Consider the following 24,029-nt stretch of genomic DNA (forward strand, 5'->3'; position numbering starts at 1 on the left):
TGGTCTTGCTTATTCTGTGTCTTCACAAACTAAGAATATAGCAACGAGCGAGGTTTGGAAACCCTTTCGGGCTCCAAACCTCGCTCGTTTTTTTTGGATCATTTTGCAACGGGCCCTTCTTTGCTATTAATGATAATTTATTTTGGAATAAAAATAAAAATTGTAATAATTTTGTTGGTGGAATTTTATTGTATTGATGGCGCTATTGGGGTATAAAGAAGATGAAAAGAAAAAGCGCCGACAGTTTCAAAAGAGGAGGGGATTTTATGATCAGCAAGGGAAGATTTTGGAGAGCAGCCATACTACTCCTGCTGCTGGGCGGAGGATTTTGCCTCCTTGCCCTGGCGGCACAGGCTGGGGACAACAGCTACCGGCAGCCATGGCTTTCCCTCCTGGCATGGTCGCTGCCGCCCCTGGCCGCCTTGGGGATGGGAGCGGTTGCCTGCCTGGATGGGCTCCGGGAGAAGCTGCGCTCCTTCCGGTGGGACGGCGCCTGCTGGGCAGCCCTCCTCCTGCTTCTGCTGGCCTTTGCGCGGATTTTGTCCTACGGGCTCTGGCTGATCTGGCCCGCTGCCTGGAATGGGCTGCTGGAGATAGGGATCCACGGCGTTGGCGGCATGGATGTGCTGGCCGGCTTTCTGGCCTCCTTTACCCTGGCAGGGGGATTTGACAAACAATAAAAGCGGCGGATGAGAACAAAAAAGCCCGGAGCTATCTGCTCCGGGCTTTCTATTTTTAATTTGGGTATAGGAGAAAATTCCGAGAATCAGCTAGCTGCTGGGAATGAGGATAAGCTTATATGAACCAGGAAGTGACTATTTTTCGATAAATCACCTCTGGTGTCCCCTATTTCTGTCAATTTCGAAGGTCTAGATATCGGAGCACCCGGTAAATCCGCTCCCGGCCGTTTTTGATCCCCCGGCTGACGCTGGATTTGTTGACCCCTCGCTCCCGGGCGATCTGGGTCATACTCTCCCGGCCAAAGTAATGCCGGGTCATATACTCCAGCTGCAAGGGGGTCAGCTCCTCCTCCATCACCCGGCGGAGAATCTGCTTGGCCTTTTGCAGCTGACGGCTGTTGTCCTCCCCGGTCTGAGCGGCAAACCGCTCCAAGCTGGCCCGGTTGTACAGATGAAAGTCAAGACTCCAACGGGAACCCATGGCGTCCCTCCTTCTCCCAATAATGGGTCAGATATGCCGAAATCTTCCGCAGATCCAACAGTTCCGCATACAGGGCCGCTACCCGGCCCTCCAGCAGGAGGCTTTCCTCCCCCCGCGCCGTCTTCTGCTCTTCCTTGAGCCTGGCCAGCCGGGCTTCTACCTGCTCCGCTGTCCTGCGGTATTCAACTGCCAACTCCTGTAAATTCATGGCGCACCTCCCTTGATCGTCCGGTGGGTTATGTTCCAAACAGCCTGTCCCCATGACCCGCGGGCAGGCAACGCTGGTGTAATCTTCCAAAATTCCTTGTTCGTTCTTTAATTCCATTGTATCATGCATATTGAGTTGTATCAATACTCAATTTGCACAAATTATCTCCAAAATTTTCTGAATTATCCTGATAAGCCATGGAAACTAGAAAACTATGTTCTTTTTAAAGCGACCGGACGCACAGGATAAAATTCCCAGCCCAGCCGTTACAGTTTTTTCATGAAAAATGCACGGCGGTTGTGGTATCCTGTCTTTAGAACAGGGGAAGGAGGAATCCTCTATGAAAAAAGGGCTGGTTTTAGCGGGCGGCGGTTCCCGGGGAGCCTATCAAATCGGGGTATGGCAGGCCCTGCGGGAGCTGGATTTCCAGATCCAGGCGGTGGCGGGCACCTCGGTGGGGGCCCTCAACGCCGCCATGGTGGCTCAGGATGATTTTGAGGGGGCCCTGGCCCTCTGGGAGCGTCTGACCACCGGCGACATCCTCGCCATCGGCGGAAAACAGGAGGCCGGGAAAGGGCTGATCCAGGAAGCCAGGGCCGCGGTGGGCAATGTGTTGGGCGGGATAGACGCCACCCCCCTCCACGACCTGGCTTACCGGGTGCTGGATGAGGAAAAAATCCGGCGCAGCCCCATGGATTTTGGCCTGGTGACCGTCCGGTTCCCAGACTTTAAGCCGGAGGTCCTGACCGAAGAGGAGATCCCGCCGGGGAAGCTTACAGACTATGTCTTAGCCAGCGCCGCCGCCTTCCCCTCCATGAAAAGCTATGAAATTGACGGCCGCCAGTATATCGATGGAGGCTATTACAACAACCTGCCCATCCAGCTGGCTTACCGCCAGGGGGCCCGGGACATCATTGCCGTGGACCTGAAAACCCTGGGCATTGTCCGGCCGGCCCGCTATCCCGACGCTAGGATCCGGGTGGTCAGCAGCCACTGGGACCTGGGCCCCTTCCTGGAATTTGATCCTGAGGTTTCCCGGCGGAACATCCGGCTGGGCTATCTGGATACCCTGCGGCTGTTTGGCAAGGTATCCGGCCTGTGGTACTCCTTCCAGCCTGGGCAGCTTGAGCGGATTGCCGCCCTGCTGCTGCCCTCTCTGGCCCCCAGCTGTGAGCGGTGCTCCTTTGGCCTGGTGACCGACCGGGGCCTGCCTATGGAGCGCCAGGGCAAGGCGCGGCTGCTGGCGGCCCTGGGCCTGCGGGGAAGCCAGCGCTATCATCTGCGCCGCTTCCTCACGCGGTGCGCCGAGGTGGGCGGCGAGGCCCTGGGCCTGGATCCCTGCACACTCTACGACGGGGATTCCTTTATTGCCAGCGCCCTGGCCGCGTGGCGGGAAAACATCTGCCACACTCCCGACGACATCCGTCCCGCCCAGGGGGAGGCACTGCTGGCCACCGCGGCCAGGGTATCCAAGATCAGCCGGCCGGCCCTATGCGCCTATATGGCCGACTGCATTTGGGAGGTCTTTGACCGCGGGGAGCGGCAGCACAGCCTGTGGCGGCTGGCCCGCCAGCATCCAGAGGAGTTTGCCGCCGGCGTCTTTCTTCTCCTTTGCCGCCAGCTCCCCGGCAGCCCTCGGCCATAAAGAAAAGCGCACCGGATATTCCGGTGCGCTTTTTTAATCTGCCTTCATCTGTTTCAGGGTTCGCAGAAGGAGCACAGCTCCCACCGCCAGGGTGGTCAGCTCCGCCAGGGGGATGACCAGCCAGACGCCGGTCAGGCCAAGCAGCGGCGGCAGGATCACCAGGAAAGGGATCATCGCCAAGATACCCCGGAGGATGGCAATGCAGAAAGAGGGCCGGGGCCGTCCCACGGCGGAGAAGAAGATGGAAAATACAATATTGACCCCCATGAGGAGGAACGCGAAGAAATAGATGCGGATGCCCTGGACGGTAATCTGGGTCAATTCCGGGTTATTCTCTCCATTGAAGATATTCGCGATGGTTTCAGGGAACAGCAGGCCGGACAGGAGGAACAGGCTTCCGAATACAAGGGCGGTGATACAGCCCATCAGCAGCACCTTTTTCACCCGGTCCTGCTGGCCGCTGCCGTAGTTTAAGCTGAGCACCAGCTGAATTCCCTGGCCGATGCCGGTAAAGACCGCCACGCAGACCAGGGCCACATTGGCAATAATTCCATAGGCCGCCACCGAAAGCTCGTCGGAGATCCCCAGGATGACCATATTGAACAGGAAGATGACCACCCCGGAGGAAAACTCGGTGATAAAGGCGGGAAGGCCGGTGCTCAAGGTGCGCAGGATCTCGGAGCCGGAAAAAGAGCACCGGGCCAGGCGGAAATGATTCTTCTTCCGCCAGAAGTGGAAGGAAAGGATGCACAGCCCCACCACAGGGGAACATCCGGTGGCCAGGGCCGCTCCGAACATCCCCATATCCATGGGGTAGATGAAGATATAGTCAAAGACAATGTTAAACAGGCTGCCGGCCAGCATTGCGGCCATGGCCAGGCCCGGCTCAAAATCATTGCGGACAAAATAAAGCATCACATTGTTGAGCATAAAGGCCACGGTAAAGGTGAGGATGACCCGGATATACTCCACCACATAGGCCAGGGTAGAGGGGGTGGCTCCCAACAGCAGGGCAATTTCCCGGGTAAAGCAGAGTCCCACCAGGGTGATGACGGCGCCGATGGCCACGGTCACCGCCAGGGTCTGGGTAAAAATCCGGTCAAAGCTGGAAGTGTCCCCCCGGCCATAGGCGATGGAAAACAGGGTACCGCCGCCCATGCCGATGAGCATCCCCAAGCCGCTGATCAGGCTGAAAAGGGGGATGGCGATGTTCAGCGCTACCAGGCCGGTGCTCCCCACCCCGTTGGCCACAAAGAAGGTATCCGCCAGAACGTAGAGGGATAGTCCAATCATCCCCAGGATGTTCACGCTGACATAACGGGCAAAGGTGGTCACAATGTTCCCGTGGGTGATTTGATGATGGCTCATAAGCTTTCTTCCCTTTCTCACAAACTTGTCTGTCCTGCAGATGCACAAAGCGGAAATGTTCCGTGGCTTGCGCACATATTTGGACAAAAAAACGCCAGGCCTGCCGTATCCACAGGCCTGACGATACGAACGCATATTTCCCGGCAGCAGTTTTCCTGCCCACACAGCCACCCGGCAGCGGCTGTGACCGGTTTTTCTGTATTGGTTTGCTGCCACTATTATAGCGGCCCATCTCCCCTTTGTCAACCACCGGCTACCGCCGGGGGATATCGCGCTGTGGCGCAATGGATAACTCAGTCGCGAGTGTCGCAAACGATGTCGCGAATAAAACCCAGGTCCGCGTCATGCCGCCCGCTAGGGCCGCTGACATATCGCGCTGATGTGTCAATCGTAACGTAATTGCGGGCATCGCGGGCGGCGAGTCGCCGCCGCCAAACCACGCTGTGGCGCAATGGATAACTCAGTCGCGAGTGTCACGAACAATGTCGCAAGTGAAACCCAAAGGCGCGTCTTGCTCTCCGCAGGAGCGCGCTGTGGCGCAATGGATGACCTAGTTTCATGGGCCGCGGCAAAATCTCGAATAAAACCCAGAGCGCGCCAGCTACCGCTGGAGGAAGCCGCGCTGTGGTGTCGTTCGAGACACAGTCGCGAGTGTCGCGACTGTGTCTCGGAGAAAACCCAAGGCGCGACCTGCCCGCCGCAGGCGCGCGTCATCCCGCCCCGGGAGGGGCATTTACAGCACCTGTTTGGCAATATCCGCCGAACGCTTGGCGTCCCGGGCGTAAAAATCCGCCCCCATCTTCAGGGCGTAATCTTCGGTGAGGACCGCGCCGCCTACAAACACCTTGCAGCCGGGGCACCTTTCATGGATGGCCTTGACGGTGGCCTCCATGCTGGGCAGGGTGGTGGTCATCAGGGCGGAAAGGCCTGCCAGCCGGGCGCCGTGCTCCTGCACCGCTTCCACCACCGTCTCCACCGGCACGTCCCGGCCCAGGTCGATGACCTGGAAGCCGTAGTTTTCTAGGATGACCTTGACGATATTCTTGCCAATGTCATGGATATCCCCCTTGACGGTGGCCAGGACAATCTTTCCCTTCTGCACCGTTCCGGTCCCTTGGGACGCAATCCGCTCCTTGATGATCTCGAAAGCCGCCTGGGCCGCCGACGCCGACTGGAGCAGCTGGGGCAGGAAGATCTTTCCTGTCTCAAACCGGTTGCCTACCTCATCCAGGGCGGGGATCAGGAGGGTGTTCACAATTTCCATGGGCTCCATCTTCTCGCACAGCCCTTGGGTGATGGCCCGGGCTGGCTCCTTGAGCCCTTTGATAATGGCGTGGGTAATATCCGTCTCTCCAGCCGCCGGCGCGGGGACGGGAGCGGCTTGCGCCCCCTCTCCGCTGTGCTTTTCTATATACGAAACGGAGTTTTTATCTATATTATACAATACGTTATATGCATCTACCGCCCCGGTCATACTGGCCACATTGGGGTTGATGATGGGCAGATCCAGCCCGTGGGAGAGGGCCAGCAGCAGAAAGCTGTGGTTGATCAGCTCCCGGTCGGGGAGGCCGAAGGAGATGTTGGAAACCCCCAGCACCGTATGCAGGCCCAGCTGTTCCTTGACCATCCGGACGGCTTTCAGGGTTTCGGCCACCTCTTTCTGCTGCACCGACGCGGTGAGGGTCAGGCAGTCGATGTAGACGTCCTCCTTGGGGATGCCGTAGCTCTGGGCCGCCGCCAGGATCCTCTGGGCGATGGCAAAGCGGTCCTCCGCCTTGGGAGGGATGCCCTTTTCGTCCAGGGTCAGGCCCACCACAGCGGCGCCGTATTTTTTGATCAGGGGCAGGATGGCGGCCAGGGAGGCCTCCTCCCCGTTGACCGAATTGACAATGGGCTTGCCGTTATAGACCCGCAGGGCCGCCTCCACCGCTTTCGGGTCGGAGGAGTCAATCTGCAAAGGCAGGTCCACCACAGACTGGATCTCCCGGACCGCCCGGACCATCATGGCCGGCTCGTCAATTTCGGGGAGCCCCACGTTGACGTCCAGGATATGGGCGCCCGCCTCCGCCTGGCTCACCGCCTGGGAGAGGAGGTAATCCATATTTTTCTCCCGCAGGGCCTGTTTCATCAGCTTTTTGCCGGTGGGATTGATCCGCTCGCCGATGATCCGCACCCCGTCGATCTCCACCGCCCGGGTGCCGGAGCAGACGGCGCTGCGGCGGCGGATGGCTCTGGGAACCGGTTTTTTCCCCGCCAGCATTTCTTTTAATTTTCTGATATAGGCCGGGGAGGTGCCGCAGCAGCCGCCCAGCACCGTAACCCCTAAGTCCACAAAGGGAGCCATCTGCCGGGCAAACATATCCGGATCAATATCATAGCTGCTGGTTTCCAGGTTGGGCAGGCCGGCGTTGGGCTTGACAATCAGGGGCAGGGTGGTCCACTGGGCCAGTTCCTCCATGATGGGGAGGATTTCCCCCGGCCCTAAAGAACAGTTGACGCCCATGGCGTCCACCCCCAGCCCTTCCAGGGTCAGGGCCATACAGGGGATGCTGCATCCGGCAAAGGTGCGCCGGTTTTTTTCAAAGGTCATGGTGACAAAGACGGGCAGGGAGGTGTTCTCCTTAACCGCCAGCACCGCCGCCTTTACCTCCATGAGATCGGTCATGGTCTCGATGGCCACCAGATCCGCCCCGGCCTTTTCTCCAGCCACCGCCTGTTTGGCAAAGAGGCTGTAGGCTTCCTCAAAGGACAGGCTGCCTCCCGGGGCCAGCAGCTCCCCGATGGGGCCCATATCCAGCCCCACCTTGCAGCCGGTGCCCCGGCAGGCCGCCTTGGCCGCCGCCACCGAGGCGGTGACGACCTCCTCACAGGAGAAGCCGGTGCCCGAAAGCTTGTGGTCGTTGGCGCCAAAGGTATTGGTATACACCACCATGGATCCGCTTTGGATATAGTCTTTGTGGATGCCGGCCACAATTTCCGGATGGGTGAGGGACAGCGTCTCTGGCCGCTCCCCTACCGGCAGGCCCCGCTGCTGCATCTGGGTGCCCATGGCTCCGTCCAGGATGATGAAGCCCGAGGATAGCATTTCTTTGATGGTCATCTGTGTTCTCCTTTATCTTTTGTTTCACGCCCACCTGCCGGTGGGGGATATCGCGCTTATGTGTCAATCGAAACAAAGTTGCGGGCATCGCGAACGATGTCGCAAATAAAACCAAGGGCGCGCCGGCTACCGCAGGAGTGTGGGCGGTTTCGGCGGCAGCCGACGATTTTTGGGAACATCCCGGGGCCAGCTGCCGCTGGAGGGTGTCACGGATGGGCGCTGACAGTGATCTATTCGCGTAACCCGCGGCAGTGGTTTTGGCTAGGCCGTGAGCGCGTCATCCCGCCCCGGAAGGGGCCGCCCATACTGCCGGGAAAGCAGCGAGCCTCATCAGGGGGATATCCAAGGGGAACGCCCCTTGGATCACTTTTGCATCCTTTTCTTGAGAGAAAAGGATGTGCCCGCCCCGGCATGAGGGGCCGCCACCCACCTACCGGTGGGGGATGTCGCGCTGTGGTGTCAATCGCAACTCGGCTGCGGGCATCGCGGGCGGTGTCGCATATAAAGCCTAGGGCGCAGTTTGCCGACCGCAGGTCCGCGTGAGACGCGGCGGTGGTTTCAACTAAACAATAGGCGCGCCGGCTGCCGCCGGAGGATGTCGCGCTGCGACGCAATGAAAAACAAAAACGCGTGTGCTGCGGGCGGGCAGTGCCCGCAGCCAAATCGCGCTGATGTTTCAATCGCAACATAGTCGCGGGTGTCGCGGCAGTGTCGCAGACAAAACCAAGGGCCGCGTCTTGCCCGCCGCTAGGCGTGCCCCGCTAGGGCCGGTGGAAGGCGCAGGAATGGCGCAGGGGGCAGTCGGCGCAGCTCTTCTTTTTCTTTTGGCCGGGAAGGTCGGTGATGCCGATGACAGCGGTCACCGATTTCCGAGGGGTTAAGATATTGTCCCCGGTGGCGGCCAGGCCGATTTTTCGATGGGTATCCAGCAGGGCGGTGAACCCCTGCTGCTGGGTGATGGGCATATCCCCATAGCCTGGGGAAAACCGCCAGGTAATCCCCTTGCCCCGGGCCTGGGCGTCCTTGGCAATCTCCTCCTGCACCTGGTCGCAGACCCCCTCGATGGCGGCGGTGGCGCAGGCGTCCAGAACCACGGCCCGGGCCATGTCGGTCACCTGGGCCCGGCGCAGGGCCTGCTCAATGCCGGAGCCGATGGTGGCGGCCAGCAGGACGCAGCTTTTGCAGCCGGTCAGATGCCGCCGGATGTCCTCCCCTTCCAGGGAGAAGCTGGTGCCTGCAAGCTCCACCCCCTCCCCCATACGGATGGGAAACTCCCGCCACAGATACCGGGGGGTGGCAAGCAGCCGCACCTGGGAGACGCATTCCTCCACCAGGGCGGCGGTGGCCTCATCCGGCTCTGTAGTGCCGCAGCCGAGATACCGCAGCACCTCCCGGCGGTCGATGGCAAACTCCATGGATTAGTCCTCCTGCTCGTTGATGCAGTGGACGATGCTGCCGATGCTGCCGCTGATCCGCCGGGCCACCTCGGGATTGTTCATGGTATAGAGGTGGATGCCGTGGGCCCCGTTGGAGAGCAGGTCGATGATCTGTTCGGTGGCGTAGGCAATGCCCGCGTCCATCATGGCGGCGGGGTTGTGGCCGTACCGGCTGAGGATCCGCACCAGCCGCTTGGGGATGCTGGCGCCGCACAGGGAGACCATCCGCTCGATCTGGCTTTTGTTGGTCACCGGCATAATGCCCGCCTGCACCGGCGTCTGGATCCCCGCCTCCCGCAGCTTGTAAAGGAAGTTGTAATAATCCTCGTTGTCAAAAAACAGCTGGGTGACCAGATGGCTGGCGCCGGCGTCCACCTTTTCCTTCAGATGGCGGATATCCGCCTCCAGGGTGGGGCTGTCCGGATGCCCCTCCGGATAACAGGCCGCCGCAACGTCAAAGCCGCCCCGCTCCTGGATGGTGCGGATGAGCTCCGAAGCGTACTTAAATTCCCCCTTGGGGGGCCGGTCGGGATTTTTGTCCCCCCGCAGGGCCAGGACATTCTCAATCCCCGCCTGTTCCAGCTCGTCCAGGGTGGCATAAATCTGCGCCTTATCCGAATTAAGGCAGGTCAGATGGGCCAGCGGGATCAGGCCGTAATCCTCCTTGATGGCCCGGGCGATCCGGCAGGTGGAATCATCCGCCGGGTTGCCTCCCGCCCCATAGGTCACGCTGACATAGTCCGGCTTTAAGTCCCGGACGCTGTCCAGGGTGCGGTAGATGGCGTCAATGGTGCCGTTTTTCTTGGGCGGAAACACCTCCAGGGAGAAGACCGCCTTCTTCTGCTGGAATAGCTGGGATATCTTCATGGGTTTCCCCTCTCTTTCCTTTGGAATTTCCCGGTAATTCAGTTAGGTAAAGTATAACATCCCCGCCGCCAAATGTAAACCGGTTGCCATCTCTGTCCCGGCGGGTATAATAGGAAGTAGAAATTACAAAAAGGCTGCCGGGCCTGTCCCGGCCGGCCGGGGAGTATCTATGTACGAAAATAAGGAACAAAAGCAAATCGCCCTCCTTGTCTGCGTGGATACCGGGGAATTTGACGCCCAGGTTTCCATCGACGAATTGGAGGAGCTTTCCTACACCGCCGGGGCTCAGGTGGCCGGCAAGGTAATCCAGCGCCGGGAGAGCCTGGATCCTTCCACCTGCGTGGGCTCCGGCCGCCTGGAGGAGATCAAGGAGTTCTGCCAGGCAAACGACGTAAACCTGCTGATCTTCGACCATGAGCTAACGGCGGTCCAGCAGCGGAACATCGAGCGGGAAACCGATCTGGCCGTCATCGACCGCACCACCCTAATCCTGGACATCTTCGCCCAGCGGGCCCGCTCTAAAGAGGGAAAACTCCAGGTGGAGCTGGCCCAGCAGAAGTATCTTCTGCCCCGGCTCATGGGGCTGGGACAGAGCCTGTCCCGGCTGGGCGGCGGCATCGGCACCCGGGGCCCCGGCGAATCCAAGCTGGAATCGGACCGCCGCCACATCCGCCGCCGCATCCAGTCCCTGGAGGAGCAGCTGGAGGAGGTGGGGCGTCATCGGGAGCTGCTGCGCCGCCGGAGGAAAAAGGACGGCGTCATCACCGTGGCCATTGTGGGCTACACCAACGTGGGGAAATCCACCCTCCTCAACACCCTCACCGACGCCGGGGTCCTGGCCGAGGACAAGCTCTTCGCCACCCTGGATCCCACCGCCCGGGCTTTGAAGCTTCCCGACGGCCGCAGCGTTATGCTGGTGGACACGGTGGGGCTTATCCGCCGGCTGCCCCATCATCTGGTGGAGGCTTTCCACTCCACCCTGGAGGAGGCGGTGGAAGCAGACCTCATCCTCAATGTCTGCGATATCTCCAGCGAGGAGACCCTGGCTCAGATCGAAACCACCCGTCAGGTCCTCCAGGAGCTGGGAGCCGGGGACAAGCCGGTGGTCACCGTCCTCAACAAATGCGACAAGCTTTCCCAGATGCCCCTGGTCCTGGAAAAGGGATGCGTCTTTATCTCCGCCAAGACAGGCTTTGGCCTGGAAAAGCTCTTGGAGGCCATTGAAAAGGCTCTGCCGCCCACCCATCTCCGGCTCAAGCTGATGATTCCCTTTGACAAGGCCGCCATCTACTCCCGCCTGAAGGATTCCTCGGTGGTCTACGCTGAGGAATACACTCCCCACGGCATCCTGGTGGATGCGCTGGTGGACATGAAGATGCTCCACGAGGTGGAAGGTTTCATAGAATAAAAGGACAGCCGCTTATAAAGCGGCTGTCCTTTTATTCTGGCGCGGCCCTAGCGGGGCACGCCTAGCGGCGGGCAAGACGCGCGCCTGCCGGCGAGGATGACGCGCACTGAGTCTCGTTTGCGACATTGTCGCGTCTCACGCGTTCTTGTTGCGCACAGCGCCACAGCGCGACTTCCCCCGGCGGCTCGCCGCTAGTTGCATTTGGAATAACCGCAGCTGCGGCAGGAGACGCAGCCGCCCTCATGCTCCATTTCGGCGCCGCATTCAGGGCAGTACTTCATGGCGCCGGGATGGGTGGGCGCGGGACGCTTTTGGGCGTCCTCCGCAACGAAGGGGATGGCCTCGTTTTTGTGAAGGCTCTGGAAGTCCGCCACCTTCTTGATGACCTTGGCGATGGCGTCCGGGCAGGAGGTGCAGTTGACGTCCTGACGGCGGATGGTGGAGGGGCAGCGGATGCCCCGCAGCTGGTCGATGATCTCATCCAGGTCAATGCCGGAGCGCAGGGCGATGGAGACAAGCCTTGCCGTGGCCTCCGACTGGGAGGGGCAGCCTCCCGCCTTGCCGGTGGAGGTGAAGACCTCGCAGATGCCGTTTTCATCGTAGTTGACGGTGACATACAGGTTGCCGCAGCCGATCCGCATCCGCTCGGTCATGCCGGAGGTGATTTCCGGCCGGGGACGGGGCAGGATCTTGGTCTGAGGCAGCTGGAGCCCGGCGGCTTCGGGAGCTTTGGCGTCCCCCTCCTTCTTCACCGAACCGATGTTGAGGACCTGGCTGTCCCGGCTGCCGTCCCGGTAGATGGTGACGCCCTTGCACTGGAGCCGGTAAGCCAACATATAGACCTCCCGGACGTCCTCAATGGTGGCGTCGTGGGTGAAGTTGACGGTTTTGGAGACAGCGTTGTCGGTGTGGCGCTGGAAAGCCGCCTGCATCTTCACGTGATAGGTGGGGGAAATGTCATGGGAGCAGACAAAGACGTCCTTGATGTCCTGGGGAATCTCGTCGATGTGCTGGAGGGTCCCCTGGGCCGCGATCTTCCGCATGAGCTGGTCGCTGTAAAGCCCCCGTTTTTCCAAGGTCTCCCGAAGGATGGGGTTGACCTCGATCATCTCGGTGTTATCCATGACGTTGCGGATGAACACATAGGCAAAGACCGGCTCCACCCCGGAGGAACATCCGGCGATGATGGAGAGGGTGCCGGTGGGGGCGATGGTGGTGCAGGTGGCGTTGCGCAGAGGCGCCCCGTCTTTATAAATGCTCTCGGCGAAGAGGGGGAAGGCCCCTCTCTCTTTGGCCAGCTCCTCGCTGGCGGCCCGGGCGTGGGCGGTGATAAAGTCCATGATTTTTTCGCCTAGGGCCACGCCCTCCTCAGAGTTGTAGGCCACTCCCAACCGGGCCAGCATATCGGCAAAGCCCATGACCCCCAGGCCGATCTTCCGGGTCTCTTTGGTCACCTTGTCGATGAGATCCAGGGGGTATTTGTTGACCTCGATGACGTTATCCAGGAAGTGGACAGCCAGCTTTACCGTCTTTGCCAGCTTCTCCTCGTCGATTTCCCAGCCGCCGGAGGTTTCTTTGAGCATATTGCACAGGTTGATGGAGCCCAGGTTGCAGGACTCATAGGGCAGCAGGGGCTGCTCCCCGCAGGGGTTGGTGCTCTCGATCTCCCCCTGGCTGGGGACTACGTTGTCCCGGTTGAGCCGGTCTAAGAAGATGATGCCCGGCTCCCCGTTTCTCCAGGCGGCCTCTACGATCTTGTCAAAGACCGCTTTGGCGGAAAGATGTCCCACCACCTCTTTGGTGTGGGGATCGATCAGGTCGTAGTCGGCGTCCTGCTCCACCGCCTTCATAAAGTCCTCGGTGATGCCCACCGAAATGTTGAAGTTGGTGATGTCGGCGTTGTTTTTCTTGCAGTCGATAAAGTCCAGGATATCGGGATGATCCACCCGGAGGATGCCCATGTTGGCGCCCCGGCGGGTGCCGCCCTGCTTGACCGCCTCGGTGGCCATGTTAAAGACCCGCATAAAGCTCACCGGTCCGCTGGCCACGCCGCCGGTGGTCTTGACGGTGGACCCGGCCGGCCGCAGCCGGGAGAAGGAAAATCCGGTGCCGCCGCCGGACTTGTGGATGAGGGCGGCGTTTTTCACCGTCTCAAAAATCGCCTCCATAGAGTCCTCAATGGGCAGCACGAAACAGGCCGAAAGCTGGCCCAAAGGCCGCCCGGCGTTCATGAGGGTGGGGGAGTTGGGGAGAAACTCCAGGTTGGTCATCATGTCATAAAACCGGTCGGAGAGCCCCTCTACATCCGCCTTGGGGTCAAAATCCCGGTCCGCCTCCGCAATGGCGTCCGCCACCCGGCGGAAGAGCCCTTCCACCGTCTCGATATTTTCACCATGTTCATCTTTGACCAGGTAACGGCGCTCCAGCACCGTCCTGCCGTTTTGATTCATCTGCATCTTCCATTCCTCCGCTTTCTCAGGTGTGTATTTAAATGTACATCATCTTGGATTTTTATCACATCGGATACCACATATTGTATCACTCTGAAACTATAGATGCAATACGGCCACACCTTTTTCGGTGATTTTGTGATATGCATAAATTTTTGATCTCATTTTTTGATGGTTTCACCAAACAAGTGAAAATAAAAGGGGTATGAACAAAAATTCTTCAAAAAACTTTTCGCCCCTTTGATTTTGCAGAAACTTTCCACATTTTCCACAGAATTTTCAACGCCCCCTTGACGTTTTTTTCAGAATACCCTAAATTTTTTTTGGCAAATCCTCGCAGTGAGTGCTTTTCAAAATGATTGTGGAAATTTTACGAATTTTCAGTTGTATGGTTTCTAAAAAAACAAGGGAAAAATCTCACAAAAAGCCTCTTGTTTTTTTGCTCCATGGGGCAGTGAAACGCCCTGTCAAGTTTTTGCCTCGGGTTTTGGGCGCTTTTTGTAGGATAGGCACAAATTTTCCACGCCGGTTGCAAGAAGGCTGTGAAAGACGTATACTGATTGGTGAAAAACAAGAGAAGGAGGCAACCGGATGTTTCGTGAAATCGCTCCCCAGGAGCTCCAAGACAACCCATTTACCCTCATCGGCAAAGACTGGCTCCTCATCACCGCCGGCAACCGGGAAAAATGCAACACCATGACCGCCAGCTGGGGCGGCGTAGGAGTCCTTTGGAATCAGGACGTCTGCACCATCTATATCCGCCCCCAGCGCTATACCAAAGAGTTTGTGGATGGGGAAAAGGAGTTTTCCCTCTGCGTCATGGATTCCTCCTACCGGGAGGCCCTCAACCTCTGCGGCACCAAGTCGGGCCGGGATATGGACAAAATCGCCGCCTGCGGCTTCACCCTGGACTATGAGGGGGACACCCCTTACTTCAAAGAGGCCCGGCTGGTGATCCTTTGCGAAAAGCTCTACGCCCAGGAGCTGGCGCCCCAGTATTTCACCGCAGAGGGCTATGACGAAAGATACTACCCGGACAAGGACTACCACACCATGTATGTGGGCCGGATCAAAAAGATCCTGGTGAAATAACCCAAAGAAAAAGGACCGTCGCGGGTGGGCCTCCTGTAGAAGCTATCCTTTGGTAGCGCCAAGGACAAAGGCTTCGGTAGGAAACGGCGTTCCATAAGCAAGCAAAAAGAGTTTCGGCAGGAACCGGCGTGTTAGGTCACGCCGGTTCCTGCTTGTTCAGGTGATTTTCTTCCCGCGCCGCCTGTGACCGTTTTCAAACCGATCCGTCCAAATAAGCGGGGAGGGCCGGCCCCTCCCTTTGGAAGTGGCAGCCCTCCCCGCCGTGTAAAATTAGATTTGAATGACGCTTTGGTTACATCCTTTTATAGGTGTTTTCCCCAACAAAAACCTTAGCACTTTTTCCGTTTATGATAGATGACGCTTCCCATAATGGCGCATCCGGAAATCGCAAGAGAGAAAATCCACAGCGCCAGATCCCTTTCATCGCCCGTCTGTGGGGAGGTCTTATCGCCGGACTGGTTATCGCCGGCCGAAGCGCCAGTCTGGTTATTGCCGGCCGAAACGCCGGAGTGGTTATCGCCGGCCGAAGTGCCAGTCTGGTTGTTGCCAGTTGAAGTGTTGGGATCTGTCGGTGCTCCTATAGAGGGCTTTTCGTTTTCGTCAGACGGATCGGTTGCCGTCCCTGTAGCGGGGATTTCCACCGCGGCTTTCGCATAGCCACAGACGCTACATTCCTCATGCTTGAGGCCTGCTTCTGTAGCGGTTGCTTCCTTGTCTATTACCCATTTATAGCTATGGGCTGCTTTGTCTATGACCTCGCCGCACTCACAGGTATGCCAATGGCTCTCCTCATCCCTGTGCCAGCCGGTACCATCGGCAGTATGCTCTGTCAGCTTCGGAATAACGGTATCTTCCAGAGCAATTTCGTTCGTGCCTGCTTCATCACTGAAATACTTATCGCAGCCGTCGCAATACCAGTATTCTGTGTTACCCTCCGTCAAATGGGTTGCCGGTTTCGCCTCCGTTTTCACAAGATTTGTGTGGTTGGAGGCGTTTACATCCCCATATTCATCGCCGCAGATATGGCAGACCGCTTTCTCTGCGCAGGTAGCTTCTCCGCCGGAGTGCCGGCATTCATATCCGCATTCGCTGCACACACCGTTTTCCCATTCATGGGCTTCCTCTGCAACCGCCTCTGCCCCGCAGCAATCGTATACACTGGAATGGGTGGTCGCGGTCTGCTCCCATACGACCTTGCCGGAATGATTGTCAGGATCTACAGAACCATAGGCTTGCCGGCAGATATCGCAGACCGCTTTCTCTGTGCAGGTGGCTTCTCCGCCGGAGCAGGCCGCTTCATCAAGGTGGGTGCCGCAGCCATATTCGCAGATGTGATAGTGCTTATCGTTTTCCTGGGTCCATGTTTCTGATGCCTTGTGATTATCCAGGTCATAGTTTCCGTAAAGGCTTCCGCAGATTTCGCACTTTGCAAGCTGGGAACAGGTGGCTGTCCCGCCCTTGTGCTGGCAGCCATATTGGCAAACGGTGCATGTGCCATTTTCCCATGTGTGGTTGGTTTCCACTTCAATAACCGCCTGACAACAGTTGTATACTTTGGTATGGGTAGTGGCTGTGGTCAGCCAAGCTTCGGTGCCGGTGTGGTGATCGGGGTCTTTCTCGCCGTAGGGCTGACCGCAGACCGTACAGACCGCCGCGGCCTTACAGGTGGCTTCTCCGCCGGAGTGGACGGCTTCTTCTACGTTAGCGCCGCAGGTGCAGAGCTTCCAATGGCTGGTTCCGTCATACTGCCAGCCGCCCTGGGCCGTACAGGTATGCGCGCCGACCGTGACAGTTGCGGCGGTGGAAGCGAGAACCGTCCCATCCGCCTTTACACGGACTTGATAAGTACCATTGGTAAGTCCTGTTACGGTATTCCCCGTAATCTCTGTCCAGCCGGAATCAGTGGACAGCTTATATTCCATCGTGGGATCAACGCCGGTGATCTGTCCATCGTTCTGCTGGGTGGTGGTGCAGTCCACCTTGTCAACCCCTGTAGGCGGTGCCGCTTGGGTCACATCAATGGTCTGCACTTCAGAGTCAGAGGTGGTCGTGTTATTGCCAGGCTTATATACCTTTACATCATTCGTCGCTGTTACGCCGGTGATCTCCATGGTTGTGCCGGTAATATTATTCCATGTCCTGCCGCCGTCCACGCTGTATTTCATGGAGGTATCCACATCCGACAGCGTACCGCCCTTATCGCTTGTTGCGGTAAATGTAGCGCTTGGCGTTATTTCTGGAGACAAGGGGGGTTGGGTTGTCGTCAATGCAACCAGTTGCAATTCACTGGCATAGTCTGTTTTGTAGTCGCCGTTATACTGCTCTGAGAACAGATAGAGTGAATCGGTTTTGCTGTCGAAGCTGGCCGGCAGGGTGATTTCCACTGTGCCGCTTGCCTGTTCTTCAGACGTCACATTCACCAGCCTGCCGTAATATGTGATGTTGTTCTTCTCGTCCATGATGACAGCGGAGACATACTCATGCTCCCCGACGCTCGCGTCTTTGTAGCTTATGGTGATGGTGCTGCCGTCTATGGTTGTATTGTCCACGCTGAAGCCGCGCCGGCTGTCCAAAAGGGTCAGCTTCCACTCTGCGATGCTGGCGATCCTTGCAACCTCCGTCAGGGCGTCAGCGCCTACATCGCCGGAAGCTTTTCCGTTTTCGGCGGCGGATGCGAAGAGGACAGAACCTAGATTCAGGTTAAAAGCGGGACGTGCCCAGAAAAGGTCAGAAGACCTTTCATAATCGGGCGAACCGTAGTAATTGACAGTGCCGCTCCATTGAACGTCCTGAAATGTGCAGGACGACCGCAGCCACCAAATGAGGTCATAGAAGCTTTGACCATTTCCCTCCATCACAGATGTCCAAGTGTCGCGATTGCTTGTATACCCCAGGTAATCACGAAGCTCATTTGCCGAGAGGGAGAACAGCGTGTCGCCATAAAGGTTACTGGGAAAATAAGTATAATTGCCAAATGTGACGGAGCCCTCTTCGTTTTTTGTTGACTCCAGAATAGCCTCCTGCTCAAGGGGGCTGAAATATTCTGCGCTTTTCGCGGCGTCCTGCAATTGCCCTTGCAGCGTACTGCCTTGGTAGTTATTGTTGGTACCGAGGGGCGTTTTAAACATTCCGGTTTTAGAAAGCAAAAACATCGCGTTATCGGCGTCTACCGTGTTCATGCCATCACTATATGTGCCGCCGTTGCCGTTTGTTGACAACACCTGCCATTCTCTGCTATCCGCGCCGTAATAGACCGAGTAGCCGGCCACTATACTGTCCGCCCCCATTTGCATGGAGAGGGTGTTTGTAATCTCTACCTCTTGAAGGGCGCTTGCATAATCCGACTCGAGGTTGGGGGTAACACCGTATCTCCCGCGGAAGTTATACTGCTCCGAGAACAGATAGAGCGTATCGGTTTCGCTGTTAAAGCCATCCGGTAGGGTGACTTCCACCGTGCCGTTTGCCTGCTCCTCAGACGTCACATGCATCAGCCTGCCGTAATGTGAGATGTTGCCGTCCTTGTCGATGATGACGGCGGAGATATATTCGTTTTCGCCGACGCTCGCACCGGTGTATTCCACGGTGAGCCTGGTGCCGTTAGCGATTCCCACATCTGCGCTGAAGTTACGCCCGCTGTCCAGAAGGGTCAGCCTCCACATTTTAGGCCCATTATCGCCTTGAGAATAGGCGTCGACCTCCTCTAAGGACGATGAGATAGAAGGCTGAAATTTTCCATAGTCATTGTAAATATCTTGACCCTCGTAGGTGAACTTAATTACATTGGTTATAAAGAGAACCGAGTTTGGATTCAGGTTTAAAGCCGGCCGGGCCCAGATATGATCGTCGGAGACAATGGAAAATACCGGACGGTCTGAGCTGTCGACGACGCCGGCCGCCCTTAGGGAAGAGCCAACATCACAAGCTGAGCGCATCCACCAATCACCCACCTCTAGCCCGTCTGACCAGCCATCGCCTGTATAGCCTAAGTATTCTTCGAACTCATTTGCCGAGAGGGCAAACATCGTGTCGCCGTTCAGGCCATCGTCAGAATAGCTAACCCAGCCTAATTCTATGGAGGCGCCATCTTTTGTTGTCTCCAGAATGGCCTCCTGCTCAAGGGGGCTGAAATATTCTGTGTTTTTCGCGGCGCTCTGCAATTGCTCTTGCAGCGTACTGCCTTGATAGTTATCGTCGTTACCGAATTCCGTTGTAAATATTCCCGTGTCAGAAAGTAAGAACGGCACATTTTGGGCGTCCACAGTGTTTGTGCCGTCGCTGTAGGTACCGCCGTTGCCGTTTGTCGATACCACCTGCCACGTTCCTTGTTCCGTGCCGTAATACACCTTGTCCCCGACCAATAGGCCGGCGGTGCCTGGTTGCAGCATCTTCCTCTGAGCGCCATCTCCGCCCGCCGCGAATACTGTCGCCGGCATCAGTGTAAATATCATGCACAGGCAAAGCAGTGTCGCCGTCAATCGTTTTTTCATGGTTTCTCTTCCTCCTTCTTCACATTGGTTTCTAACTGCGCCGGCCCGGCGTCGGAGCGCGTCTTTTCGTTGTGGCATACCCCCAGCAGGGAACCCCGAGGCTGACGGAAATAGACGCAGGAGCCGCAGTCGATGCACCGCGGCTCGTCCTCCACCGGCTCGCTGTACCTGCAGGCGTCCTCAATGGTCAGCAGGATGGGACGCCCCTCCGGCGTGTATACCGGATTTTCGATGAGACTACTGTAATCCTCCAGATATTGTTGGGAGCGTTCATCCCAATGCACGGGAATATCCAGAATCCTACCCTCGATCTCGTATCGTTTGGCCTTCTCCATTTCCCTCAGCCCCCTTCTTTTCTCTATGGCGCGGGCAGAGCGCTGTGCGGGGTCCATGGATGCGCACGCAGCGAACACCCCCTCTCCCTCACTGACGGATTCGTTGCGGTGGAAAAAGGACGCGCTTCAGCCGCGGATGAACCGTGGGCGAGACGTGTCCTTTTACATGGCGTTATGACATTGCGCGCAGGGGAAAATGATAGGCTTTCTGTTTGCCTCTTTGTAGGGAATGAATGCCATCTCCTAAGAGCGTTTTTATAAGCTTTCATTGCTTTCCTTTCTCTTTGCGGCAATACCGGCCGCCGTATGCCTGGTTAACTCCATGATTATGCCTTTATTATACCGAAAGGCAATTTCGATTTCTATTACCCGTTTTGACCTCTAAAATGGGTGATGCCCACGGTCTCCCGTGGGCATCTTTCTATCGCAGCATATATTGTTTTAGTTCCTTCCTTGTTTCTACATTTAACTTCCTCATCGCCTCAGAGATATGCCTTTTCACCGTATTTGCCGACACATTCAGGTGTTCCGCGATTTCCTGGTTGGTCCAGCCCCTGGCGGCCAACATGGCCATGGAAAATTCGGTGGTGGTCAGATCATCCGCTACGTCGTGCCCAGTGATTGGATTATGAACTCTACGCCATCCGGAAGAGAAACGATAGGTGATGTCGATGATCCTCTTAAAATCCTTGGGCCATTTTGGCTTAATGGCCGCCTCCAGCATGGCGCCCAACAGGCCGTGATGTTCCCCAAAGCCTTCGATGAGATCATCGGGCCGGGCAATCTCCCATGCCGTCAGAAGATGGATCTCAGCCCGATCCGGCTGTTTGAGGCTCATATAGTCCATTACCGCCACCAGATGCAGGTAGATGGCGGGGATGGGGTAGTTTGCCGCGCCCATGGCAAGGGTGGCCTCCACAATGCCAGCGCTGCGGGCATATTCCTCTTTCAAATAGAGATAATGGGCCTGTACATACAGCGCAAAGGCCCGAAGCCCCGGCGGCAGCAGCGGCAGAAAGCTCTCAACCTCCGGCATTTCCTCCGGCAGTGGCAGATGGAGCAACACCGCCCCAGTCGACGCGATAAAAGCCGACGCAGCCCGGAACTGGGGCGACTGCTCCCCTGCGGCGGCAAGGAAGGTGTTCAGCTCCCCCAGAGCAAATCTAGCCCTCGGTATCTCTCCAATGGAGAGATTGGCGTAAGCGTAGAGCAGACAAGCGGAGAGCCGCGCTCCCATGTCGGAACTGGTGAGATAGGGCTCAGCCTCTTTTGCCGCCGCCTCCGGTTGGCCGCTGAAATAGTGATACTCGGCAAGGGCGATATCACGCTGAGGGCCTGCAGCCATCCCTTCCGCAGCTTCCCGGCAATGGCCCGGAGCAAAAGCCGTATTCATCAGCGGCATTAGATTGGTGTGATCCAGCGGACCGCCGGGAGCCATCTCTTCCGGAGCGGATTTTGTTTGCTGACGTGTCCGGCGGGGATCGCCGGGCTTCTCCGCATCATCCGGAATCGCCCATGACTTTCCAAACCTCTGGGCGCCGGGAATGCGGCCCTCGGCGCAGTATTGGTTGATCCTTCGTTCAGACACACCCCATTTTTCCGCTGCTTCCTGGATAGAGATATAACTTTTCATTCCGCCACCGCCTTTTAAAGGGTAATGCCTCTGGGAGGACAATTTCGCATCTATAATTCTATCGTTCACAATTATATACGAATATCCGTAGATTTTCAAGGCTTTTTCCTACTGCGCGTATGGTTTGGAGCTCGCCTGCTAGTATGTTTGTTAAGTGATCATTCTAGATCATCAACTAGGATGACGACTGCGCGCCTTATGAATGGGGAACATCAAAAATAAGAAAGAACTCGTTGTTATAACAGGCCTACAGAGCACCCTTCTCCATGAAGGGTGCTCTGTAGCGCTTTTTTCTATTTTATTTTCATCGAGATGTCGAAGCACTTCACCGAGTGGGTCAGCGCCCCCAGGGAGATGATATCCACCCCGGTTTCGGCCACCTGGCGGATATTCTCCAGGGTGATGTTGCCGGAGGCCTCCAGCTTGGCCCGTCCCCCTGTCATCTCCACCGCCTGGGCCATGTCGGAACAGTCCATATTGTCCAGCATGATGATGTTGGCCCCGGCGTCCAGGGCTTCCTGTAGCTCCTCAAAATTGCGGACCTCCACCTCGATGGAGAGCATATGGCCCGCCTTCTTCCGCAGGGCGGTGATGGCGGCGGTGATGGAGCCGTAGGCGTCGATATGGTTATCCTTGAGCATGGCGGCGTCGGATAGGTTGTACCGGTGGTTTCTTCCGCCGCCGCAGGTGACGGCGTACTTCTGGATGGGCCGCAGGCCCGGCAGGGTCTTGCGGGTGTCGGCGATGGAGGCGTTTGTCCCCTCCACCAGCTCCACGCACCGGTGGGTGGCGGTGGCGACGCCCGACATGTGCTGGACCAGGTTCAGGGCGGTCCGCTCCCCCTTGAGCAGGGCTACGGTGTGCCCCTCCATATCCAGGATCCGGTCTCCTTTTTTGACCGGGTCTCCATCCTTTTTATACAGCTGGAACTTCACCTCCGGGTCCAGCAGGGTGAAAACCCGCATGGCCACCTGGATGCCGCAGAGGATCCCGTCATCCTTGGAAACAAAATAGGCCTGGGTGACTGCTTCCGGGTCCAGCAGGTAATCGGTGGTCACGTCGATATAGTTGATGTCCTCTTTCAGGGCGGTTTTGATCAGATCGTCAATATAAAATTGGGGCAGGTTCATCTTTCTTCCTCCTTCTCGTATTTCTCCGCCACGTCCTGCAGCACCAGGCAGGCGATGGTGGCAAGGCTCAGGGCCTCAAAGTAATCGTGGTTGACCATATAGCCCCCCTCCAGCAGCATCCGCCGGATGTCCAAAATCCGGGAGAGGCCTTGGGCCGCCCGCTCCGGGTTGGGCACCACAAAATCAGCCTCCTGCATAATAGAGCGGATCTCGGTGCGCACCCCCTTGGGGATCCGGTTGAGCCTGCGGTCGGCAGGGAAGGCGGGGTCGGGGAAGGTGGCGGGCTCTATTCTGCTGCGGCGGTTGATGTCCTCCGCCGCCGCGTGGGAGAAGACCAGCGCCTCTAAAAGGGAGTTGCTGGCCAGCCGGTTGGCGCCGTGGACGCCGGTGTGGGAGCACTCCCCGCAGGCGTAGAGCCTGTCCACCGTGGTGGCGGAGCGCAGATCCACGTCAATGCCTCCCATCAGGTAGTGCTGGCAGGGGTAGACGGGGATCCAGTCCCGGGTCAGGTCATAGCCCTCCACCAGCAGGGCCCCATAGATCATGGGGAACCGTTCCTTGACAAATTTCGGGTCTTTGTAGGAGATATCCAGGTAGAATTTGTCGCTGCCCACCCGGCTCTGCTCGGCGATGATCCCCCGGCTTACCACATCCCGGGGGGCCAGCTCTCCCCGTGGATCATACCGGGTCATAAACTGCTCTCCGTGGCAGTTGATGAGATGGGCGCCCTCTCCCCGCACCGCCTCCGAGATGAGGAACTGCTCCCGGACATTGCCGGCAAAGGCGGTGGGGTGGAACTGGACAAAGCTCAGGTTCTTGATCCTGGCCCCCATTTGGTAGGCCAGGGTAATGCCGTCCCCGGTGGCGATGGCGGAATTGGTGGTATATCGGTAGACCCGGCCGATGCCTCCGGTGCAGAGGATGACATACCGGGCGGCAATATAGCAGTGCTCGTTGTCGTGGTGCTCGTCGTCATACAGGGCGTCGATGGCGAAACCATCCCCCCGTTTTTCCAGGCCCACCACAATGGAATGCTCCCAAATTGTAATATTTGATCTGTTTTTTACGTTATGTATTAATTTGTTCACCATTTCCCGGCCGGTGGAATCCTTGTGATGGAGGACCCGGGGCTTGGAATGGCCGCCTTCCAGGGTCAGGTGGGTCTGCCCCTGTTCGTCGGTGTCAAATTCCACCCCCAGCTCCATGAGATGCCGGACCTCATTGGGGCCTTCATTGCACAGTTTTTCCACAGCGGCCAGGTTGTTTTTGTGCCCTCCGGCAACCAATGTATCCTGGATGTGATAGCTTACGTCGTCATAGTCGGGCCGGGTCACCGCCGCCACCCCTCCCTGGGCCAGGGAGGAATTGCTTAAAGTGATCTCCCTTTTGCAGATGAGCAGCACCTTCAGCCTTTCATCCAGCTGCAACGCCCCATATAGGCCGGCCACCCCGGTTCCCACAATCACCACATCGTAATTTTGTTCCATAGTCCGCTCCCCTCCGCCGTCATCTTTCGGCTTGGTATCTGTTTTATTGTATCACAAAGTTTTACCACCCGCACCCCTTTTTTCATCCCGTCATCCCCAGGCCCGGCAAATTCCGCCCCGGTTTTCATGGCGCGGTCCCCTCCGACGGCGCGGCTGTATAAAGGGCCCCTTTTCCGGGCATCCTTCCAGGGAAACCATGGATTCCCGCCTCCCTTGACAAAG

The 24,029-nt window shown here is 57.6% G+C and carries 17 protein-coding genes; 4 read left to right on the top strand and 13 right to left on the bottom strand.

The features are described from left to right. Window positions 1-266 precede the first annotated feature (266 nt). A complete protein-coding gene (locus WGC32_RS07510; RefSeq protein ID WP_191510464.1) occupies window positions 267-680 on the top strand; it encodes a hypothetical protein in 414 nt (137 codons plus the stop codon). A gap of 175 nt (window positions 681-855) precedes the next feature. Here WGC32_RS07510 and WGC32_RS07515 read toward each other — a convergent pair whose 3' ends face one another. Together WGC32_RS07515 and WGC32_RS07520 are read right to left on the bottom strand one after the other, a co-directional pair. Beyond that, the gene (locus WGC32_RS07515) at window positions 856-1,161 is read right to left on the bottom strand and encodes a sigma-70 family RNA polymerase sigma factor (protein WP_342681250.1); all 306 of its coding nucleotides are present in this window, start codon (window positions 1,159-1,161) and stop codon (window positions 856-858) included. Further along, window positions 1,139-1,369, bottom strand: coding sequence for a hypothetical protein (locus tag WGC32_RS07520; protein ID WP_191481262.1), 231 nt, complete (start codon window positions 1,367-1,369; stop codon window positions 1,139-1,141). The genes WGC32_RS07515 and WGC32_RS07520 overlap by 23 nt, the downstream gene beginning before the upstream one ends. 340 nt (window positions 1,370-1,709) lie before the next feature. Here WGC32_RS07520 and WGC32_RS07525 point away from each other — a divergent pair, with 340 nt between their 5' ends. Then, entirely contained in the window at window positions 1,710-3,014 is a 1,305-nt protein-coding gene (locus WGC32_RS07525) for a patatin-like phospholipase family protein (RefSeq protein ID WP_342681251.1), read from the top strand. A gap of 33 nt (window positions 3,015-3,047) precedes the next feature. Here WGC32_RS07525 and WGC32_RS07530 read toward each other — a convergent pair whose 3' ends face one another. The 4 genes from WGC32_RS07530 to metF all read right to left on the bottom strand — a co-directional run bounded on the left by WGC32_RS07530 (window position 3,048) and on the right by metF (window position 9,785). Continuing rightward, window positions 3,048-4,382: an MATE family efflux transporter gene (locus WGC32_RS07530; RefSeq protein WP_342681252.1), complete on the bottom strand. Its 1,335-nt coding sequence runs from the start codon at window positions 4,380-4,382 to the stop codon at window positions 3,048-3,050. A 733-nt stretch (window positions 4,383-5,115) separates the two neighbouring features. Beyond that, window positions 5,116-7,482 carry a homocysteine S-methyltransferase family protein gene (locus tag WGC32_RS07535; RefSeq protein WP_342681253.1) on the bottom strand — a complete coding sequence of 789 codons (2,367 nt, stop codon included), beginning with the start codon at window positions 7,480-7,482 and terminating at the stop codon, window positions 5,116-5,118. Window positions 7,483-8,243: 761 nt separating this feature from the next. After that, entirely contained in the window at window positions 8,244-8,897 is a 654-nt protein-coding gene (locus WGC32_RS07540) for a methionine synthase (protein ID WP_342681254.1), read from the bottom strand. Between the two features lie 3 nt (window positions 8,898-8,900). Continuing rightward, complete coding sequence (gene metF, locus WGC32_RS07545; RefSeq protein ID WP_342681255.1) at window positions 8,901-9,785, bottom strand: methylenetetrahydrofolate reductase [NAD(P)H]; 885 nt, start codon at window positions 9,783-9,785, stop codon at window positions 8,901-8,903. Window positions 9,786-9,954: 169 nt separating this feature from the next. On the opposite strand from metF, the gene hflX reads away from it, so the two are divergent. Then, window positions 9,955-11,193 carry a GTPase HflX gene (gene hflX, locus WGC32_RS07550; protein WP_342681256.1) on the top strand — a complete coding sequence of 413 codons (1,239 nt, stop codon included), beginning with the start codon at window positions 9,955-9,957 and terminating at the stop codon, window positions 11,191-11,193. A gap of 191 nt (window positions 11,194-11,384) precedes the next feature. Here the strand turns inward: hflX and WGC32_RS07555 are convergent, their stop codons facing one another. Further along, on the bottom strand, window positions 11,385-13,649 hold the full coding sequence (locus WGC32_RS07555; RefSeq protein WP_462933626.1) for a vitamin B12-dependent ribonucleotide reductase: 2,265 nt from the start codon (window positions 13,647-13,649) through the stop codon (window positions 11,385-11,387). Between the two features lie 585 nt (window positions 13,650-14,234). On the opposite strand from WGC32_RS07555, the gene WGC32_RS07560 reads away from it, so the two are divergent. Next, window positions 14,235-14,735 (top strand): flavin reductase, encoded by a 501-nt coding sequence (locus WGC32_RS07560; protein WP_191481271.1) that lies wholly within the window; start codon window positions 14,235-14,237, stop codon window positions 14,733-14,735. A 329-nt stretch (window positions 14,736-15,064) separates the two neighbouring features. On the opposite strand, the gene WGC32_RS07565 is transcribed toward WGC32_RS07560, so the two are convergent. From WGC32_RS07565 to WGC32_RS07590, 6 genes are all read right to left on the bottom strand, one after another. Beyond that, entirely contained in the window at window positions 15,065-19,222 is a 4,158-nt protein-coding gene (locus WGC32_RS07565) for a hypothetical protein (RefSeq protein ID WP_342681257.1), read from the bottom strand. Beyond that, window positions 19,219-19,557 (bottom strand): hypothetical protein, encoded by a 339-nt coding sequence (locus WGC32_RS07570; RefSeq protein ID WP_342681258.1) that lies wholly within the window; start codon window positions 19,555-19,557, stop codon window positions 19,219-19,221. The genes WGC32_RS07565 and WGC32_RS07570 overlap by 4 nt, the downstream gene beginning before the upstream one ends. A 421-nt stretch (window positions 19,558-19,978) precedes the next feature. Then, window positions 19,979-21,190, bottom strand: coding sequence for a LuxR C-terminal-related transcriptional regulator (locus tag WGC32_RS07575; RefSeq protein WP_342681259.1), 1,212 nt, complete (start codon window positions 21,188-21,190; stop codon window positions 19,979-19,981). 293 nt (window positions 21,191-21,483) lie between these two features. Continuing rightward, a complete protein-coding gene (gene nadC / locus WGC32_RS07580; RefSeq protein WP_191510304.1) occupies window positions 21,484-22,320 on the bottom strand; it encodes a carboxylating nicotinate-nucleotide diphosphorylase in 837 nt (278 codons plus the stop codon). Further along, window positions 22,317-23,807, bottom strand: coding sequence for an L-aspartate oxidase (locus tag WGC32_RS07585; protein WP_342681260.1), 1,491 nt, complete (start codon window positions 23,805-23,807; stop codon window positions 22,317-22,319). Before WGC32_RS07585 ends, nadC begins: the two co-directional genes overlap by 4 nt. Further along, on the bottom strand, window positions 23,783-23,935 hold the full coding sequence (locus WGC32_RS07590; protein ID WP_342681261.1) for a hypothetical protein: 153 nt from the start codon (window positions 23,933-23,935) through the stop codon (window positions 23,783-23,785). Before WGC32_RS07590 ends, WGC32_RS07585 begins: the two co-directional genes overlap by 25 nt. Between the last annotated feature and the right edge of the window lie 94 nt (window positions 23,936-24,029).

This window comes from Zongyangia acetica, assembly GCF_038739695.1.
GTDB lineage: Bacteria > Bacillota > Clostridia > Oscillospirales > Ruminococcaceae > Zongyangia > Zongyangia gallinarum.